Annotated in this window: 15 protein-coding genes; 10 read left to right on the forward strand and 5 right to left on the reverse strand. The window is 47.5% G+C overall.

Annotated elements, in window-relative coordinates; translation table 11 throughout:
- The first annotated feature begins 416 nt into the window (after window positions 1-416).
- Window positions 417-1,211, forward strand: a complete 795-nt coding sequence (locus NLBNIHML_RS23340) for a C40 family peptidase (protein WP_339240152.1) — start codon at window positions 417-419, stop codon at window positions 1,209-1,211.
- Between the two features lie 130 nt (window positions 1,212-1,341).
- On the opposite strand, the gene NLBNIHML_RS23345 is transcribed toward NLBNIHML_RS23340, so the two are convergent.
- Complete coding sequence (locus NLBNIHML_RS23345; protein ID WP_445252963.1) at window positions 1,342-2,247, reverse strand: ArsR/SmtB family transcription factor; 906 nt, start codon at window positions 2,245-2,247, stop codon at window positions 1,342-1,344.
- Between the two features lie 182 nt (window positions 2,248-2,429).
- Between NLBNIHML_RS23345 and arfA the strand changes: the two genes are divergently transcribed.
- Window positions 2,430-3,935 carry an arabinosylfuranosidase ArfA gene (gene arfA, locus NLBNIHML_RS23350; protein ID WP_339240155.1) on the forward strand — a complete coding sequence of 502 codons (1,506 nt, stop codon included), beginning with the start codon at window positions 2,430-2,432 and terminating at the stop codon, window positions 3,933-3,935.
- A gap of 620 nt (window positions 3,936-4,555) precedes the next feature.
- On the opposite strand, the gene NLBNIHML_RS23355 is transcribed toward arfA, so the two are convergent.
- The gene (locus NLBNIHML_RS23355; RefSeq protein ID WP_339259297.1) at window positions 4,556-5,308 is read right to left on the reverse strand and encodes an MBL fold metallo-hydrolase; all 753 of its coding nucleotides are present in this window, start codon (window positions 5,306-5,308) and stop codon (window positions 4,556-4,558) included.
- Window positions 5,309-5,439: 131 nt separating this feature from the next.
- Between NLBNIHML_RS23355 and NLBNIHML_RS23360 the strand changes: the two genes are divergently transcribed.
- Window positions 5,440-5,871: an Lrp/AsnC family transcriptional regulator gene (locus NLBNIHML_RS23360; RefSeq protein WP_339259299.1), complete on the forward strand. Its 432-nt coding sequence runs from the start codon at window positions 5,440-5,442 to the stop codon at window positions 5,869-5,871.
- Window positions 5,872-5,900: 29 nt separating this feature from the next.
- Here NLBNIHML_RS23360 and NLBNIHML_RS23365 read toward each other — a convergent pair whose 3' ends face one another.
- The 3 genes from NLBNIHML_RS23365 to NLBNIHML_RS23375 form a co-directional block, all read right to left on the reverse strand.
- Complete coding sequence (locus tag NLBNIHML_RS23365) at window positions 5,901-6,410, reverse strand: DUF5381 family protein (protein WP_494352884.1); 510 nt, start codon at window positions 6,408-6,410, stop codon at window positions 5,901-5,903.
- Window positions 6,411-6,568: 158 nt separating this feature from the next.
- On the reverse strand, window positions 6,569-8,380 hold the full coding sequence (locus NLBNIHML_RS23370) for an ABC transporter ATP-binding protein (RefSeq protein ID WP_494352885.1): 1,812 nt from the start codon (window positions 8,378-8,380) through the stop codon (window positions 6,569-6,571).
- Window positions 8,373-10,115 (reverse strand): ABC transporter ATP-binding protein, encoded by a 1,743-nt coding sequence (locus tag NLBNIHML_RS23375; RefSeq protein WP_339240161.1) that lies wholly within the window; start codon window positions 10,113-10,115, stop codon window positions 8,373-8,375. The genes NLBNIHML_RS23370 and NLBNIHML_RS23375 overlap by 8 nt, the downstream gene beginning before the upstream one ends.
- Window positions 10,116-10,476: 361 nt before the next feature.
- On the opposite strand from NLBNIHML_RS23375, the gene NLBNIHML_RS23380 reads away from it, so the two are divergent.
- From NLBNIHML_RS23380 to NLBNIHML_RS23410, 7 genes are all read left to right on the forward strand, one after another.
- Window positions 10,477-11,400, forward strand: a complete 924-nt coding sequence (locus tag NLBNIHML_RS23380; protein WP_494352886.1) for an S-layer homology domain-containing protein — start codon at window positions 10,477-10,479, stop codon at window positions 11,398-11,400.
- A gap of 812 nt (window positions 11,401-12,212) precedes the next feature.
- Window positions 12,213-13,184, forward strand: a complete 972-nt coding sequence (locus tag NLBNIHML_RS23385) for an ABC transporter permease (protein ID WP_339240163.1) — start codon at window positions 12,213-12,215, stop codon at window positions 13,182-13,184.
- Between the two features lie 15 nt (window positions 13,185-13,199).
- Complete coding sequence (locus NLBNIHML_RS23390; protein WP_494352887.1) at window positions 13,200-14,108, forward strand: carbohydrate ABC transporter permease; 909 nt, start codon at window positions 13,200-13,202, stop codon at window positions 14,106-14,108.
- 41 nt (window positions 14,109-14,149) lie between these two features.
- Window positions 14,150-15,745: an extracellular solute-binding protein gene (locus NLBNIHML_RS23395; RefSeq protein ID WP_339240164.1), complete on the forward strand. Its 1,596-nt coding sequence runs from the start codon at window positions 14,150-14,152 to the stop codon at window positions 15,743-15,745.
- A 112-nt stretch (window positions 15,746-15,857) separates the two neighbouring features.
- Window positions 15,858-17,144 carry an alpha-L-fucosidase gene (locus NLBNIHML_RS23400; protein ID WP_494352888.1) on the forward strand — a complete coding sequence of 429 codons (1,287 nt, stop codon included), beginning with the start codon at window positions 15,858-15,860 and terminating at the stop codon, window positions 17,142-17,144.
- Window positions 17,145-17,207: 63 nt separating this feature from the next.
- Complete coding sequence (locus tag NLBNIHML_RS23405; protein ID WP_494352889.1) at window positions 17,208-18,230, forward strand: carbohydrate-binding family 9-like protein; 1,023 nt, start codon at window positions 17,208-17,210, stop codon at window positions 18,228-18,230.
- A 7-nt stretch (window positions 18,231-18,237) separates the two neighbouring features.
- A complete protein-coding gene (locus NLBNIHML_RS23410) occupies window positions 18,238-20,871 on the forward strand; it encodes a transglutaminase domain-containing protein (protein ID WP_494352890.1) in 2,634 nt (877 codons plus the stop codon).
- Window positions 20,872-20,876: the final 5 nt, after the last annotated feature.

The raw sequence follows: 20,876 nt of genomic DNA on the forward strand, positions 1-20,876 counted from the left end.
ATACAGATTAAGCTGGGGAGAAATCCCTGGCTTTTTCTTTTTTTATAATAATCCTTCAAATGGGTAACGGTAATTAGAAATTGAACCATAGTAATGTTTACCATATTTGCGATTTTAAACATTAAAATATAGTTCATATGACCCATGTACTGGATGAGGATTGACCTAACTCTTTTATTGGTGAAAAATGAAGCATATCAAATAGTTACAATAATTTAACCTTTGTAAAAGAAGGAATCAGCAGTGCTTTTTGCCAATAGAGGATGGACAGACCCTGTTACTTAGTGCTCAAGTGCGCCTGCATCAATACAGGACTTTTGACTGATGAACGTTATGGATAGCCCGTTTACAATGGGGCAAGCCGGGGAGAAGCAACCCAGGTTAAAATTCTGTAACATCAGGGGGAACTCGACATCATGAATTGGAAGAAAACAATTATTACAGCAAGTGTCACAGCATCGATGCTGATGGGAAGTCTGACGACAGGAGCACTAACGGCACAGGTATCGGCAGCTGCTGTTGAGAATTCACAAGTAAAAGTAATTTGGGGCGTAAACCTACGCACAACACCTTCTTCTTCTGCGAAAGTTGTTCGCTTGATCGCTAAAGGGGAGACGGTAACAGTGCTTCAGCAATCCGGTTCGGATTGGTATAAGATTAAGGATTCTGCGAATCGGACAGGCTACATATCTTCTTCATCCAAATACACACAAGCTGTAAGTGGCGGTACAAGCGGGTCGGGTTCAAATAGTGCCACATCGGAAACCGGTAATGCGTCTGTAGAAAAAGTCATTGCAGCGGGTATGAAATATTGGGGTACACCGTATGAATTCGGAGCGAGTCGTAACAGCACAGCTACGTTTGACTGTTCCAGCTTTATACGTCAGGCTTTTATCGATGCACTTGGCATCAAGCTTCCAGCTGATTCTCGTAAACAGGGAGCATATGTGAAAGCTAAGGGTGCTGTTCAGACCAACTGGAAAAACCTGAAGCGCGGGGACCTGATGTATTTCATGTCGTATAAAGGCAGTTCTGCATCATCGTATTCGGGCGTGAATAAATCCAGCGCAACCATTACGCACACAGGGATCTACCTGGGCGACGGCAAGGTATTACATACGTATTCCAACGCCGGCGGTGGTGTAACGATTAGTGATATCTCTGGCAAACATTGGGAGTACCGCTTCCTGTTTGGTGGCAGTGCGCTGTAGGTTAGAACAAGAACTTTCTTAGAACCGCTGTGATATTCTGCGGATGTTTATAGGTATACAAAACACCTTCCATTCTGCCTTTGACGGGCGAGTGGGAGGTGTTTTTGTGTTATCTATTGAACCGAACAATTCAATCCTGATAGTACAGGCGGAACAGGATGTCCTGATTGTAGTTGCCAAATCCCTCACCATACAATGTGAGTCCGCCTACATGCTGGGCATCTTCCTCTACAGATAGACGAAGGGTCCACTGGTTGCGTTCGACAGGGATATCTGAAAGTGTAATTGCGGATAGGTGTTGTCCATCAATAAATGTGCCCTCATTGGTGATTCGCAGTACCTTGAGCATGCCATATTGATTGACACTGTCGCTCCACCATTCAGGGGTAAACATGCCGCGTCCGTTGCCTGAATCTCCAGGGCTTGTCCATTCACCCAATCGGATGCCATTGAGCATAAAAGTAATATCCGAGGGCCAATTGGGATTAACGGATGGGGCTTCTGATCCGATCTCCAGGGAAAGTTCAATGGCGTTGATCTGCTGTCCGGATAAAATATAGTTTGGAATTTTGTATTCCACAAATCCACGGCCAAACCACAGAATATGGGCATGCATTCGCTCGGGGTCGAGGAAATAGCGAGGGTCATCGTACTGGCCAATCACCTGAGTGGACGTTGCCAGCCCGCATGTCGGATAGACGTCAAAGTGGGTGTAGTGTCCCACAGGTACAGAAACCTCGTGCAGCTTGCGGGCTGTGCCGCTTTCCTGCGGCATGGAGATGCCAATCCAGTCTACAGCAAGGCTGTTCATTTTATGCGTGCCACCGTCTTTGCGTATCATTTTGGACTGAATAATGCCCACATCCTGAAGTTTGCGGACATGCATGGTCACGATGGCACTACTCAGACCCAATGAAGCAGCGAGGTCTTTCACATTCATGGGTGTCTCGGCAACAAGGCGGATAATCTGTAAACGTACTTCACTGGCAAGTGCTTCATATAGGGGTAGCCATTCGGCATCGGTATTTGCTCGGATCACAGTTGTTCCTCCATTATGTCTTTATAGAATTAAGTTAAACATAAATTCAGTAAAAAGAATAACATTTTGCAAAATTCAGGTTGAAATTGAGGCTATAATCGATTTTAATATAAATATGAACGTTGATCCATAGAATATCAATTAATTTTTATATTAATCTTAGGGAGTTGAAATTCATTATGGAAAAAGCAAAAATGACGGTAGACAAAGATTTTACTATTGGAGTAGTTGATAAGCGTTTATACGGTTCATTCATTGAGCATCTTGGACGTGCCGTGTATGGTGGAATATATGAGCCTGGACATCCATCTGCGAACGAACAGGGTTTTCGCACGGATGTGCTGGAGATGGTCAAAGAGCTGCACGTACCGATTGTACGTTATCCAGGAGGTAATTTTGTATCCGGTTACAATTGGGAAGATTCGGTTGGACCTGTGTCAGAACGCAAACGCAGACTGGAACTGGCTTGGAGAACAATTGAGACCAATGAATTTGGCTTCAACGAATTCGTGGACTGGGCGAAACAGGCCAATTCCGAAGTCATGATGGCCGTTAATCTGGGAACACGTGGCGCCGATGCAGCCCGCAATATTGTAGAGTACAGCAACCATCCGGAAGGTTCGTATTATAGTGATCTTCGCATCAAGCATGGATACAAGCAGCCGCATGCGATCAAAACATGGTGTCTGGGCAACGAGATGGATGGTCCTTGGCAGATCGGTCACAAAACGGCAGAAGAGTATGGACGTGCTGCTGTTGAAGCGGCAAAAGTCATGAAGTGGACGGACCCGACCATTGAACTGGTAGCCTGCGGAAGTTCGAATCTGAATATGCCTTCATTCCCGGATTGGGAAGCAACCGTGCTGGATCATACTTATGATCATGTGGAGTATCTGTCCCTGCATCAGTACTATGGTAATCAGGAGCAGGATACGCCAACGTTCCTGGCACGCTCACTTGAAATGGATCGTTTTATCGATACCGTGAAGGCAACCTGTGATTATATTAAAGCGAAGAAACGCAGCAAAAAGACCATGTATCTGTCCTTTGACGAGTGGAATGTATGGTATCACTCCCATGAAAGTGACTCCAAAATGGATCCGTGGCAGATTGCTCCGCCACAGCTGGAGGATATCTACAACCATGAGGATGCACTGCTCGTTGGTTGTATGTTGATCAGTATGCTCAAACATGCGGATCGGGTCAAAATGGCATGTCTGGCACAACTCGTTAACGTTATTGCGCCGATCATGACAGAGACGGGCGGTGGTTCGTGGAGACAGACGATCTTCTATCCATTCATGCATACGTCCTTATTTGGACGTGGAACGGCATTGGTGCCATTGATCCAATCTCCGAAATACGATACCAAACAAATCACAGATGTTCCTTATCTCGAGGGCATTGCAGTTCATAACGAAGAGCAGGGTGAAGTGACTGTATTCGCAGTCAACCGTCATCTGGAAGAAGCGCTTCCGCTCGAAGTGGATCTGCGCAGTTTCGGGAAATGCAGCTTGATCGAGCATATCGTGCTGGAAAGCGATGACCTCAAAGCATCGAATACGGCCGCACAACCGAACCGCGTTGCTCCTCATAATCGCGGGGGTGCAGTGGTATCCGAGACCCTGATTACAGCGAGCTTGGCGAAAGCGTCATGGAACGTGATCCGTTTGAAAGTGCAATAAGGGATCAGGTAAAAGGTGAGGCACGGGAACCTGATTGCAGGTTGGATGTCCGAGAGGGATGCCTGCGGGTTAGCTTGGTTCATGTATCAAAAAAGCTGGGTGCAAGTTCAATGCATCCAGCTTTTTCGTCGTATTTTATAGGGGAACAGAAGGCATGGCGACACGGGCAATAATGTGGCTGACGCGTAGCAAGCAGGGTATCGATGTAACACGTGTGTTGAACATGTAGTAAACAGTACACAGTACGGAGTAAATAGTACGTATTACACACTACATACTACAAACCACATACTACAAACCACATACTACACACTACGCAGTTACACACTGCATGTACACAGTGATCTGCGTACGTGCTAACGAACCTGGGACACCTTATTATGTCGATTATCTTTATAGTTGAAATTTAACGAATCTGAGACACCTTATCATAGTAAAATGACGGGCAAATCTCGGGAAAAGCACATCCAGATAGCGAATAACGTGTAAAGGATTCGTTAGAATATTAGATTAGCCGAAAACAGACGAATAGCGTGTGCTGAGTTCGTTACAATCACCCGCCCGTTTGAAAGGTTATTTCTCTTCAGCGTAGCGTGCACTTCAACCTCCAACCTTAAAACTTAAAACTCAAAACTTTCGCCATCACGCGGAATGAGTACCTGACCATCCAACTGCTCGGATGTCAGATAAGTGGCAAGATCCGTACGAGACATCATACAATGATTAATCGCATCCATGTGCACGGCGATGACATGAGCAGACGGCGCATGGCGCTTCACGGCTACAACGTCAGGCCCGTCCATTGTAATGGGATCACCCTCCAGGAAGCGTGCGCCTCCGGCATTCACGATAATGACTTCAGGTGTGTATTGACGAATGGCTTCAGCAGGTTCTTCGCACCAGATGGTATCCCCAGCGATATAGGTGACGGGTTCTCCATCTGCTTCAAGTACGAAACCGGACACGTTGCCCATACGTTCTCCGATTTCACCTGTGCCATGATGCCCGGATGTGCGGGCGAATCGGACAGAGTGATGCTCATGTTTTTCTTCGACAGCTGTTACATTTGTGAATCCGGCACCCAGAAATACATGCTCATCCCCAGGCTGGCAGATTAGAGGAATGTCTTTACCAAGTTGTTTCGCCGCTGCTTCATCCCAGTGATCGGGATGGGTATGTGTCACAATCAACAGATCTGGATGCAGATAATCCGTTTCGGTTTCAGGCAGAGCTACTCTTGGATTACGTAACTCATTGGGTGTATTGGGGAATGCGGGCATGACTTCGGCGTCCATCAGCATGGGATCAACGAGAATGTTCAGCCCTCCGTATTCCAGCCACAGTGTTGCATTGCGAATCAATTGAATTTTCATGATATTTGCACTCCTTCGGGTTGTTGAATAGTATTACCCTATATGGTATACAACCCGTTTAACGGCGTACATAACATGATGAATGGAATTAGGCTAAGCTAATTTCACCGTGAAAGGATTGCTGAAGCAAGATGAATGAAATGATAGATGACACAGATATCCGTATTTTGCAGATCCTGATTCAGGATGCCAAACGTTCTCACAAAGAGATCGGTGAAGAGGTTCATCTCACGGGACAGGCCGTCGGTGCAAGAGTGCGCAAGCTGCAAGACCTGGGGGTAATCGAAGGGTACACGGTAAAATGGAACCCGGAACGCCTTGGCCTCGGCCTACAGGCCTTTGTCACGGTTTTCTTGAACTCCGGTAACAGACATGCTGCCTTTCGTATATTCATTGCTGATCGTAAGGACATCGTTGAAGTCCATCGCGTCAGCGGAGAGGGCTGTTATCTGATGCGGGTGCAGACCAGCACCACAGAGGAACTTGGACAACTGTTGGAAGCATTGCTGCCTTACGGCAATTACAGAGTCAGCCTGTCCATAGGTGTGGAGAAATCACAGTGATGTGTGGTGTGGGAGGCTTGTCTCATCCCTCACGATAGTCCATGATCTTGCTGCTGATCATGCAAAGTCTCCTGAAGCAAAGTCACCGCTTGGTTCAGCTCTTTTTTGCTGAGCAGATGATCGGTCTGAATATGAGACCGGGTGCCGTCTTTCAGGAACAGAACGATCATGGGAGAAGCAGACAGGAGCCACTTGCTGCGGGCAGGTGATGCAAGTTCGACTTTGCGAATCCGGCTCCATGGAATCTTCCGCTTGCCCGTGTTCAACGCATCATCATCCCAGGATAACAACACGGCAGGGCTTCTGGTTAGTCGTGACACGAACATGAAGAATAGCGGTCCGACCAACCACATGCCCAGCACGGCAGCGATGGAATAGTATATCGTCTCCAGTCTTTCGGCTTGTCCGTCCACGATGATCCATAATAGGCTCACACACAAGAGAAGGAAAAGGAAGCATAGACTTGCTTTCCATAGAGCAGTGCTGCGTCGGTAATATATCTGCTGATGATCATGCTTGGGTATTCCAGGTTGCTGCATAGATGTTCCTCCTCATAACAATGCTGATCGATATGCCAAACGTGCCGCCTGCATAAGCAGAGCGGCATGTTCAACGTTATTGGCTATAACACAGATGACAGACTCAGATGAATTCATTAGCCTGATCTATAGTTTAACACGAACTTAATTCAGGTCCATTACCCTGATATCGCTGAATTTTTACCTGCATCACGCGCATGTGTGTACAGATCGGCATACACGCCTTGAGCCTCAATCAGCTCTTGATGCGAGCCTTCCTCCACAATCTCGCCATTCTCCATCACCAGAATTCGGTCCGCATGCATCACTGTGGACAGACGATGGGCAATGACAATGGTGGTGCGTCCTTGGGATACCGATTCCAGAGCCTGCTGCACGAGCTGTTCCGTGTGTGAATCCAGATTGGCCGTTGCCTCATCCAGGATGAGCACTCGGGGCTGGAACACAACGATCCGGGCAAACGATATCAACTGCCGCTCCCCGGCGGAAAGCCCGCTTCCGCGTTCGGACAGATGTGTATCATATCCTTGTGACAAACGTGAAATCATGGCATGTGCTCCGACAAAACGGCAGGCTTCAATTGCTTGCTCTCGCGTAATATCCTCACGAAACATTCTCACATTATCAATGATGGAACCGGAGAAGAGGAATGGTTCTTGTTGAATCAGACCCACGATCCGATGAAGTTTGGCCTGCGGCAACTGCCGAATATCGGTACCATCAATTTCGATACTGCCCTTGTCTACATCATAAAAGCGATTGAGCAGGGAGATCAGGGTGCTTTTGCCAGCGCCTGTTGTGCCCACGATCCCTACCATTTCACCTGGATAGAGGTGCAGGTTCATATGCTGGATCAGGGGCCGATCTGCCTGATAACCAAACGACACATCATTAAAATCAATCTGGCCCATCACGTTCCGAGGTTCCAGCGAAGAGGCCTGCTTAGGCTCAGGATCGGCAACTTCAGGCCGCGTATTCAGAATGTTCCAGATGCGATCCATGGATACGGTGGTGGACTGGAATGTATTCCACTGCATCGTAATCTGGTTGATTGGTTGGAAGAACTGCCGAATATAACTGATAAACGCATATAATACCCCGACTTGCAGGGACTCACCCAGAACGGCGCGACCTCCAAGCCAGACCATCATGACCAGTGCCGCATTGCCAAGGATATCAAAGGCCCGGTTGAATATGACATTGGAGCGGGCTTGAGCAATGTTGGCTTTCAGATGGAGCGCATTTTGTTCCGAGAAACGTTTCTTCTGTTCTTCTTCCTGGTGAAAAGCCTGAATCAGGAACATGCCGGACAGGTTCTCCGCTGTAAATGCGATTAAACGGGAAAGACGCGTACGGGCATTCTGATAAGCCTTCCGCAGTCGACTACGGAATAATACCGCAACCACTGCAATGACAGGCAGGACGATCAGGGAGTAACCCGCGAGCACAGGATCAAGTTGGAACATAAAGACGATAATGAGCACCAGCATCATACCATCCCGAATCAGACTGAGCAGGACTTGGGTGAAAAAGCTGCTGATAGTCTCCGTATCACTGGATACGTTCGTGACTAGACTGCCGATATGAAAACGGTCAAAGAAAGACATGGACATCTTGGAGATATGTTTGAACAGGTCCTTTCGAATCCGGGATACAATGTTCTGTCCCACATGCTGCAACAGATTATTCTGCACATAGGTAAAAATAAAACTAATAACTGCCAGCCCGAGAAAGATGGCTGCGAGCTGAACGAGAAAGCCCACACTGGTCTGGCCGATGGCCAGATGATCATCGATGGCGATCTTCACCAGATAGGGTTGCAGTAGATCTGCCGATATGCCCAGCAGTGAGCAGAAGAAGATGCCGGCAAATGCCCATTTATGCGGTTTGGCGTATGCCATCATCGCTTTGAACGAAGTTCGTTTACTCTGATCGTCTTCTGCATCTGGTCGAAGTTCAGCGTTAGACATGATGTAATCCCTCCTCCTGCAAACGGTAGGTGGCCGCATATAACCCCTTGGCAGCCATCAACTGCGCATGTGTTCCCTGCTCAGCGACGCGCCCTTCATCCAGAACGATGATATCGTCTGCGTGACGGACCGCGCTGATGCGATGAGAGATGATCAATGTGGTCTTGCCCTTGCCGATCTCGCGCAAACTGCGCAGAATACCGCTCTCTGTAACGGCATCAACCGCGCTCATGCTGTCATCCAGAATAAGTAACTGTGCTTGCTTGATCAATCCTCTTGCAAGGCTGGTTCGCTGACGTTGTCCACCAGACAGGGTAAGTCCACGTTCGCCAAGACGTGTATCGAAGCGATCCGGAAAACGGACAATATTGTCATAGATCATGGCTTGCCGTGCACTATGTTCCACTGTATCCAGCGATACTTCCCGGTCGCTGAATGCGATGTTATCCCGGATGGTGGTGCTAAACAGGAAGCCATCCTGAGGGACATAGGCGATGCGCGATCTCAGACTTTCCAGCGATAGCTGCCGAATATCGGTACCATTGATGCGAATCGTTCCTTCAGGTGGTTCATATGTACGCAGCAACAGCTTAACGAGGGTGCTTTTACCTGAGCCGGTCTTGCCTACAATACCCACCGTTCGCCCGGCACGAATATGGAGTTGAATATGTTTGAGAGCAGGGGATGAACTGCCAGGATAGGAGAAGGTTAGATTCTCCATGGTGATATCTTGTACGGTATGGAGCGCTGTGGCTTCGGGAAGTTCACGCACATCCGCTACTTCGCTGAGCAGGTCATTCACCCGCTCCAGGGATGCGCCTGAGCGCTGAACGGTATTAATGACATTACCGATCTGTTGAAGCGGTCCCATAATAATGCGCAGATATAAGGTTAGGGCGACAAAACTCCCGAGTGTAATGGAATTCTGCATGGTCATCATACCTCCGACAAGCAGAGAAACAACCAATGAGATGGCTCCCAGCAGCGGGAGCAAGGCTTGAAACAAGGAAGACAGACGAACAAGACGAAGCTGTTTGCTCTTAATTGCATCGACGGTAGTTCCAAAACGTGCACGAGCACTGTCTTCGATGGCAAACGTCTTGGTTACGCGAATGCCGCCCAGCTGTTCTTCTGCAGATTCCGTCATGGTTGCAAGGGCTTCCTGTACTTCACGAGAGCGCTTGCGAATCCGCGGACCGAAAAATACGACCAAAAATGGAATCGCCAGCAAAGGTACAACGCTGATTAGAATGAGTGTCAACGGAATCCCGCTAAGCAGCATCATCACAATGCAGGACAACAGCAGGAAGGTGGCATTGGTCATGAGTGTCACGCCATTGGATATTGCTTCACGTACGGAAGTAACATCGTTCATGACATAACTGAGCAGTTTTCCGTTCCCTTGTTTGGAGAAATAATGTTCGCTAAGTTCGGAAAACTTACTGAATATACGCTCACGCGTCATGAATTCGAAGCGTCGACCAAGCTTCATAATCATGAACTGTCCGGTACCGAACAGTAGATTATAGCCGATGGCAATAGCTAGAAGGGACAGGCTGTACCTTACGATTGTCTGCATCTGGAGTGTGTTCTGCATCAATTGATCCGTGAAACTGCCGAGTATGCGGGGCAGGGATGCTTGCCCGACATTGGAGGCAATAATCAGAAGAACAGCAAACAGATAGATAGGCCAGTTCGATACGACATAACCGCGAAGTAATCCTTTCTTGGACATAAGCATTGTTCTCCTTTTGTTATAGGTGAAGTCAGTTCAGCGGGTGGAGTCAAGAAAAGGGCCGACACCTGTTATTAGCGCGTCGTGCCCTCTTACTGTATGCGATCCGGTTCGCTGTTTATCCGTCATCCGATGGATTTCTCTATTCTTATTTTTGCGCTAATCCGATGGGATGTCAACGAAGTCAGTTAGCAGCAGGCAGGTGGATCGGATTAGTGACTGCGGAGAAAAGTTCTATGCAGTGTTCCCGTGTTGTATTCACCAGATGTCGAAATTACTGAAACATTTTCTAGAGGTACCCCGTCTGTAGGAATGAAGAGGTAAAAAATAGGCTTTACTAATCATATGGAGGTGCCAGGAAATGAAACATAAAAAAGGATTGGCTGCAACGCTTGCACTCTGCGTTTCTTTGACAGCAGGAGGTGCATCCGTATTTGCTTTCTCAGATGTGAAAGATGAGGGTCAGAAGTCGATTGTGGATTCATTGAAAACAAAAGGTGTTATTAACGGAGTAACAGCGGATCTGTTCCGTCCAGATCTTGCATTGTCCGAGCCACAGGGTGTTCAACTGATTGTGAATGCATTTGGTCTGAAAAATGCATACGCGGCGTCTGCCGCTCAGAATAAAATTAGTCCGGACACATGGTATGCGGATGCTGTACAGGCCGCTACCCAAAATGGATTGTCTATTCCGGTAGAAGTAAACCCGCAGGGCAAAATGACACGCGAGCAATTTGTTATTTTGCTTCATGAAGGTATTAACACAACCGGGAATTATCCGGTCATCATGAAGTATAATCTTGTTAAGGACGAAAATAAAATCGGTAAGGACGCCATATCTGCGGTCCAGAACTTGCTGAACATGAACATCATTGAACTGGATAAGGACGGTAATTTCCGTCCAGATCAGTCGCTTACCCGTATGGAGGCTGCAAGCATGATCTTCAATGCACTCGAATTCGTGGATAAACACGGCAATGGCGGCTCAGCAGAGCCGGCTCCAACCAATCCAGGTGAAGGCCAACAAGCGATCGTACCTGAAGTGACTACAACGAAGGTTGATGACAAAACAACCAAAGTTAAACTCAGTGCTGAAATGCCACACCCAGGTTATGGATTGAAGATTGATGATGTGAAACTGGAGAAGAATGGACGCGCGATCGTGCTCTATTCCATTATTCAACCTGACCCGGACATGATGTATCCGATGGTTATCACGAATGTGACTGCAGAAACGGATATCCCAACAGGATATACGGCAGAAGCTCAACCTTCAGGCAAGTAAATTCACTGCAAACCCTATAAACTATCCTGGATAAACGAATTGTATCCTGGAAACCACTCTCCATACGTATATGGAGAGTGGTTTTTTTATTTGACTGAAAACGTAAAAAAGTTCTTATATGTTCACTTATATTACATTTAAAGAAAAATAATATTACATTTAAATCAATTGAATGGATAACTGCTTGGGTTATAAGGCCAATTCATGTTATGAAATCGGTGATTTTTAAATAGTATTTTCCCAAATATCTATGGGTCTAAGCGTGCAAACCTTGTGCAAAATCTACACATATAACTTCGAAAACTCAATGTTTATAAGCGTTTTTGTATCCTGCACGCAAAGATAAAAACAACATATATACGAAAGAGACAGGAGAAATATAGAATAAAAGCAAGCAATGACGGGTTTGTAAAATGCGATAGATGTATGATAGGTAATATTACATAATTCGCATCGGTAACATCTGTAAACCTCCACATTCAGCATAATGCTTGTAAACATGAACACGGTGTCTGATCGTATATGTGGGTTTTGACTTTAATGCCTGTTTTCTAACCTCATTTAAGATCTGACATCTTTCCAGGTTCATGTGACGGAATCCTAAATGACACTTAAGGAGGGAAACCGGTCAAATTCTACATGTTTTACTTCCCCAAAATGACAATGACAAGCTGGCAACATAAGTGTAAACCCCTGTTGTAACAGTATATTCGGTGATTTTATATGGAAAGATTGAAATGGCATATTTACGGATGGGGAAATGAACCATAAACTCGGTATGTAAGCGTTACCAAAAAAGGAGGAAACAACTGATGCAACCAGATGGGAAGTCCACCTTGTCGCAAAACCTATCGGTATACACCAATCCGAGCAGTAAGAAAAATAAATTAGGGAGAAGGATGATTCGAAACTGGGAGTTGTATCTGTTTATCGCGCCAGCCTTTCTATACTTTCTGATATTCCATTATGGTCCGATGTACGGCATACAAATTGCATTCAAAAATTTTATTCCAACGCTTGGTGTCACGGGAAGCCCATGGGTCGGATTCGATCATTTCATCCGTTTCTTCAATTCTTATTATTTCTGGGATTTGCTATGGAATACACTTAGCATCAGCTTATATGAGTTGGCTATAGGTTTTCCACTGCCAATCATTCTGGCGTTAGCGTTCAATGAAGTGAAGGATTCCTTCTTCAAGCGTACTGTGCAGACCGTCACGTATGCACCGCATTTTATTTCGGTCGTTGTGATGTCGGGCATGATCATTACCTTTTTGTCTCCCTCATCAGGCATGATTGTCAATTTGGTGGAAGCCCTTGGATTTCAGGCACCTCAATTCCTGACGGACCCTGCGTGGTTTAAAACAGTGTACGTACTGTCCGGAGTCTGGCAAAGCGCAGGCTGGGGCACGATCATATACCTCGCCGCCCTATCTGGCGTAGACCCGCAACTGCATGAAGCGGCTGTGGTGGATGGTGCGAGCCGGTTTAAACGGATTTTACATATTAACATACCAGCCATCATCCCTACGATCACCATCTTGTTAATTCTAAATATGGGTAGTATTTTGGGCGTCGGATTTGAGAAAATCCTGCTGTTGCAAAATCCGCTGAACATGGGCTCGTCCGATGTCATCTCAACCTTCGTCTATCGATCGGGTCTGGTGGATGCACAGTACAGTTTCTCCACGGCGGTGGGATTGTTCAACTCCGTAGTTAATGCGATTCTGCTCATTACCGTGAATCAGATCGCACGTCGTACCAGTGAAAACAGCCTGTGGTAAAAGGAGGGAATACACATGTCATCCGCAGTGAAAGAAAGCAGAAGCGATAAGGTGTTCTTAGTGTGCAATTACATCTATCTAACGGTAGCACTCGTGATTGTGTTGTATCCGCTACTATACATTATCAGTGCCTCAATTAGTGATCCCAAATACGTAAGCTCCGGGGAGATGTGGTTACTTCCGAAAGGAATTACATTTGAGGGCTATGCCCGAGTGTTTGAGAACACCAACATCTGGATCGGATACAAAAATACAATCATCTACACTGTCGTAGGTACCATCGTCAACCTGATTGTCACGTTACCAGCAGCCTATGCGCTCAGCCGCTCGGATTTTGTGGGGCGCGGATTCTTCATGGCGATGTTTATGATAACGATGTTCTTCGGCGGAGGGCTTGTCCCAAGTTACCTGCTAGTCAAGGATCTTGGTATGGTGAACAGCATGTGGGCACTTATTCTGCCTGGAGCTGCATCCATCTGGAATATTATCGTATGTCGTACGTTCTTCCAATCGACGATTCCCAAGGAGTTGCAGGAAGCGGCGCATATTGATGGGTGTACCAACACCCGGTTGTTCATCAAGATTGTGCTTCCGCTCTCCATGCCAATCATTGCAGTGATGGCACTCTTTTATGGAGTCGGACACTGGAACAGCTATTTCAGCGCCATGATCTATCTGAATGATTCTTCCAAGTATCCGTTGCAGCTCTTTCTACGGCAGATTCTCGTGCTTCAGGAAATGGCAGCTCAAGGGGGAGGAGCCATTGATACCTCTTCAGCAACGGCGATGAATACCAAAGCGGAGATTGCTGCACTGGTTAAATATGCTGTCATTATTGTTGCGACCCTTCCTGTCATTGCAGTGTATCCATTCCTTCAGCGTTACTTTGTCCAGGGTGTTATGATCGGTTCCGTTAAGGGCTGATCTTAATCCATATACCACATTAAACAAGGGGAGTTGTTGTCATGAAAAAGCTTCGCAAGGCTTCATCCATTACACTCTGTCTCACCTTATTCGCAACATTGCTTGCAGCCTGTGGTTCAACCAATGAAGAAGGAAGTGCGACCTCCACAATTGAGGGGGTCAAAAAAGAAGGTTTCCCCATTGTAGACAAAACACTAACGCTGAAGGTCATGTCCCAGGATGCGGGTGTAGCCGACTGGAGCACAATGCCTGTGCTGCAAGAGATGGAGAAATTGTCGGGCATCAAGCTGGAATACCAGCTATCACCGATCGACAGCTTTGAAACGAAAAAAAATCTGGTATTTGCCAGTGGGGACTTGCCGGATATGTTCTATGCTGCGGACCTCAAGCCAGCCGAGCAGGTGACATATGGCAGCCAAGGCATCCTGATCCCGTTGGAGAAATACATTGACGAAGGTTACGCCCCGAATATCAAAAAGATTCTCGATGAGAACCCGGATGTCCGCAAATCATTTACAACACCTGATGGGCATATGTATGCACTCCCATTCATTGATAAAGCCGCTGTGTGGTATAGAGGCCCAATGTGGTACAACGGGGAGTTCCTAAAGGCACTTAACGTAGAAGAGCCTAAGACCACGGAAGAATTGTATACGTATCTCAAGCGTGTCAAAGAAGAAGACCCTAATGGCAATGGCCAGCAAGATGAGATTCCGCTAACTTCTGTAAAACTGGATGATCTTCGCATGTTTTTCTTCGGCTTCTGGGGGATGTACAACGAAGGTATCTATTCCGATAAGGACGGAAAAGTTCACTACCCTTATCAAGAAGAAGGCTATAAAGGGTATCTGACATTCATGAATCGCTTGTGGAAAGAAGATTTGCTGGATCATGAGACCTTCTCTCAAACAGGCGATCAGAAAAAAGCAAAAGGTGTAAGCAACAAACTTGCACTGTTCAACGATTACCATCCATACTTCACGCTCGGTGGTGAGCCAAGCACGGATCATCCGCTGATGACACCCGTGAAGAGCGAAGTGGCAGACTCTCCGGTATACGGCAAGCACCCAGGTATGTCGGCTCGCGGTACCTTTGCGATTACGAGCAGCAACCCGTCACCTGAGGCGACGATGAGATGGATTGATTACTTGTACAGCTATGAAGGTGCGACTCTGTTCAATCAAGGTCCGGAAGGTGTGTTATGGCAATTCAAAGACAAGGAAAATCACGTAAAAGAGTGGCTCCCCGTTCCTGGGGGTGGAGATCGTGAAGAATATCGGGGTAAGATCACGCCGAACTTCGGTATCTTGACACCGGGCATTAATGATCCCGAAGTAGCGAAGGGTCTTCGCACCGAATTTGATGAGTGGATTGACCAGCAGAATCAAGAGAAGTTGGTACCTATTGGTAAAGCACCATTTCCTAACGTTTATCTGACAAATGAAGAGCAAAGCGAAGCAACCGCTCTATTGTCTGACCTGGATACGTACGTCAAGCAGATGGAAGCAAAGTTTGTGACGGGTCAGGAACCCCTTGAGAACTGGGATAAGTACATTGCACAGATGAAGAAAATGGGCAGTGACCGTATCATCGAACTGTATCAGGGAGCATACGACCGCTGGAATTCCGGGCAATAAAAAAAGTCTGTCGATCCAACATATTTCCCAGGGAGGAAGAAAGATAACCGCAAGCTTCAGTGATTTTCATATTTTTCGTATATCACAATGCTCGGGGGAGGTGTGAACAGATATGCAAAAATGGTTTGAAGAAGCCAAGCTGGGGATATTCATCCACTACGGCATCTATGCGGTAGACGGGGTTGCGGAGTCTTGGTCCTTCTATAACGGCAGGATGTCCTACGATGAATATATGAAGCAACTGAATGGGTTTACGGCTTCGGCATTCAACGCAGAGAAGTGGGCGGACCTGATTGAGAAGTCTGGAGCCCGGTATGCGGTACTGACAACGAAGCATCATGATGGCGTTGCATTATGGGATACGCAATATAGTGACCTGAACGTCGTCAAACAGACACCGGCGAATAGGGACATCGTGAGGGAGTATGCGGAAGCGATCCGTGAGAAAGGGATTCATCTGGGGATGTATTACTCGCTCATTGATTGGTCACACCCGGATTATCCTAGCGTGTATGAAGGGGAAAAGGTGCCGGACGATCTCAGCGATGTCAACCCGTATTCAAGTCCGGTGGACGGCGTTCAGGATCAGGAAAAGTGGCAGAAGTTCCTGCAATTCAATAACCATCAACTAGGGGAGATATTAACGAATTACGGAAGGGTGGATCTGCTATGGTTTGATGGGGATTGGGAACGGAGTGCACAGCAGTGGAATCTGCCGGAGTTCAAGCATTACCTGCACTCCTTCAACCCGGATATCATCATCAACTCCCGCCTTCAAGGGTATGGGGATTACAAAACGCCTGAGCAGGGCATTCCGATTACAAGACCGGAGGGACCTTGGGAATTCTGCACCACGATCAACACATCCTGGGGATATGTACCAACTGATCATAAATATAAATCCCTGAATCAGATCATTCGGATGTTCTGTGATTGTATATCCATGGGCGGTAATATGTTGCTGGATATAGGTCCGCGTGAAGATGGCACCATCGATCAGAGGCAGGAATATATTCTGCTTGGGCTGGGAGCTTGGATCCGAACCCATGAGGAGGCTGTCTTCGGAACGGGTGAAGGCATTATGTCCCGCTATTATCTGGGGGGCAGCACGGTATCCGGGGATCGAAAGACGTTGTATCTGTTTGTGTATGATGATCCAAAAGAGAATGTGTGCATCAAAGGTCTCTGCAATCCGATCCAAAAGATTACCGTGCTGCATTCGGGCAAAGAGCTTCATCATGAGATTCATGGAGGCGTGCCATGGTTCAATATCCCGGGAACAACGTGGATTAAAATGACCCCGGAGGACACACATGAACAGGTGACCGTTCTTAAGCTTGAATTCGATGAGGAGCTGGAAATGTACGGCGGCGCTGGAGCCGTTGTCACCCATAACTAACCATTACGGGGAGGGCGTGTGCCGATAGATGCATGCCCTCCCTTACGAATTGGAGAGAGTGACATGAACAGAAGTGGAGTGCCAGAGCCCAGGATTGAGTATGCTCCCAAACATTATATATGCAAGCGTGCGCAAGAACCGTTGGTGTTAGACGGCCGTGTGGATAAGGCATTTTGGGAGGCGGCCCCTTGGACGGATGATTTCGTTGATATCGAAGGTGATCTTCGTCCGAAGCCAGAGAAACAGACTCGGGTAAAGATGCTGTGGGATGACGACTATTTCTACTTTGCTGCCGAGCTGATGGAAGATCAGATATGGGCTACCTTGACTGAGCGTGATTCCGTTATTTTCTATGATAATGACTTCGAGATTTTTATCGATCCTGACGGGGATTCCCATCAATATTATGAGTTCGAGATCAATGCGCTCAATACGGTATGGGATCTGTTATTGGTGAAGCCTTATCGGGATGGTGGGCCACCGGTTAACGGTTGGGATATCAGCGGTCTCAAGACGGCCGTATATATCGATGGAGAACTGAACAATCCTGGGGCGGATAACCGGAAATGGAGTGTGGAAGTCGCGATTCCCTGGACCAGTCTAAAGGAATGTGCCGAAGGAAACCGTCCACCTGCACCAGGTGAGTTCTGGCGTGTCAACTTTTCACGTGTGGAGTGGCAGACCGAGGTACAGGGCGGTGAGTACCGTAAGGTGCTGAATCCGGAGACAGGCAGACCTTATCCGGAGGACAACTGGGTGTGGTCACCTATGGGCATTATTAACATGCACTACCCGGAGTTATGGGGGTATGTTGTATTCTCGAATGACGGAACGGATGAGTCGTTTGCGTTGCCGGAAGACGAACGAATCAAATGGGAGCTTCGCAAGCTCTATTACCGTGAACGCAATTATTATGAAACCCATGGCGAATTTACCCAAGATATGAAGTTGCTTATGAGTGAGGATTCGTGGAGTTGTGAGCCTGTAATCGAAACGACGCGCAGCCTGTTTCAGATTACTGCGCCTTCTTCGGACGGCACGGCCTTAATCTGTATTCGGGAAGACGGAAAGCTGTGGAAGGAGTGAGAACATAATGACCAGTCAAACCTTGATATTTTCCCTTGATGCACAGTCTTTGGCGAGGATCGAGGAGAAGTTCCAAGAGAAGGTGCAGTTTGCAGAGGCCCGCAAATCGGAGTTGTTTGATATTTTTCAGCAGGAGCTAACGGAAGAAGAGACATGGGCGTTGAAATATGTCTATGCCTATATGCCAGTAAACGACATGGCTGATTATAACGGGGACTTGTTCTTGAGTCATGTGCGCCGGGCTTTGGACACCCGCATACGTGTGCCTTGGGGAGATCGCGTTCCGGATCATCTGTTCCTTCATTTTGTGCTGCCATATCGGATAAATACGGAGAATATTGAAGATTTTCGCGGTTTTATCTATGACGAATTAGCTGAGCGGACAGCGAAGTTATCCATGGCAGATGCGATTCTGGAGACCAATTACTGGTGTCATGAGAAAGCGACTTATATTGGCAGTGATTTGCGTACGATATCACCGCTGACAATGATCCGAAATGCTCGTGGTCGATGCGGCGAAGAATCCACGCTGGCGGTGGCCGCTCTTCGCAGCATCGGCATTCCTGCCCGTCAGGTCTATACACCTCGCTGGGCTCACTGTGACAGTAATCATGCTTGGGTAGAAGCTTGGGCAGATGGTCAATGGTATTACATTGGGGCATGCGAGCCGGAAGCCCGTCTGAATCAAGGATGGTTCAGTCCGCCAGCCCGCAGGGCCATGCTCATTAATACGAGAATATATGCCAACTATCCCGGACCGGAGGATATAACGCTCTCCGAAAAGGGATTTACGGAAATTAATCTGCTTGAGAATTATGCACCGACACGCACCATTCATGTGAAAGTGAACAATGAGCAGGGAGAACCCGTACCCGATGCCAGCGTCCGCTTTGAGCTGTATAATGCGGCGGAATTCTATCCGATTGCCGAAGTGAGGACGGACGCACAAGGGGAAGTGGCCTTAAAGACAGGCTATGGCGACCTGTTAATTCGTGCGGTCAGTGAGGGTAAGTGGAGGGAGATCCTATTCAAGGCTCAGGGGAACGACCATGTAGAGCTTGTGCTGGATTCGTCAGAGCAGCCGGCAGGGAGCGTGGACTTTGATATGGTTCCTCCTCCAGAAGGGGATGGAGAGAACACGGTTGCGTTATCGGAAGAGCAGATTCAGATTCATAATCGTCGTCTGGAGGAAGGAGCACAGACCCGAAGCGAGTATGAGGATACTTTCTTGAGGCAAGAGGAGGCCGTCTCACTGGCTCATTCGGTTGGACTACCCCAGGTGCGGGTGTGGGATATTCTCCAGAAGGCACGAGGCAACAGTCGTGAAATTGCAGCTTTCATAGAGGAATGCTCCAATGTATACGGTGAGTGGCCGCTTCGTCTGCTGGAGTCGATGAATGAAAAAGATTTAATTGATACCTCTCGCCAGACGCTGCACGATCATCTGATTGGTGCGCTCTCGCAGCAAGGATCATGGGCGGAAGATACGTTTGTGAGATACATCCTCTGTCCGCGGATCTCCTATGAGATGCTGGTCCCTTATCGAAGTGTATTCCAGAATGCATTTTCGGCAGATGAGACAGCAGCGTTCAGGGAGAATCCCTCGACACTTGTCCGAATGCTGGAACAGCAATATGAATACTATGACGATCTTCCTAATCTAAAAGGCAAAGGGAATCCGATTGGAACGTTTAGTCTAATGAAGGGAGACGCTCAGTCGCTGGATATACTGTTTGTGGCGGTATGTCGCAGTTTGGGTATTCCGGCCCGATTACATCCGAGCGCTCAGAAACCACAGTATCTATGCGATAGAGGATGGGAGGATGTGGTGTTTAGTCTCACCTTACCTCCAACTCAGGGAAGTACAACCTGGGGAAAGCTCCAACTTTGTAGAGATCCAAAATCTACGCAGGATACCCCTGCAGCATCTTATTTTGAGAACTTCTCGTTTGCCCGTCTGGAAGATGGTATCTATAAGACACTGATATATCCTTATGGCAGTACGGATGTCTATAGCGAGCCATATGAGGTTGAACCGGGCGCTTATCGCTTAACGACAGGCATTCGTCTAAAAGATGGAACGGTAAACGTACGCTTCGTGTACTTTACCGTGAATGCCGGAGATACAACTGAGGTTGTGTTAACTTATCGCGAGATTGAGGTTGATATTCCTGTACTGGGTAAACTTGCACCAGGAAGTATACTGACCCATCTGAATGGTTCAGAGGTGGAGTTGGAAGAACTTCTGGGATCGGAGGGCGCCATAGCTGCCTGGATTGAACCTGAGCGTGAACCAACGAAACATCTGATTCGTGAACTGTGCGAGCTGGCAGAGCCGCTGGATAAGTTGGGCATCCCCATCGTGCTCATAATTGGAGACACGGAATGGAACGCTTCCTTTGACCCTGTTGGTTATCCTAAGCTGCCAATATGCACAGTTTTTGTACGGGATTCCAATTATGCTTCCTTGTCCGGTTTCATTTCGAAACCTGCAGCTCACGAAGCAGGCTACCCACATCTGTTTGTGCTGGATAACCAGCTTCAGATTCGTTACTCGGCTTCCGGGTACAAGATCGGTACTGGGAAGGAAGCCTTGCAGATAGCTGCTGCGATAACACAATCATCGAATGGATTGGAGTGAAGCGG

It is taken from the genome of Paenibacillus sp. JNU01, assembly GCF_059130585.1.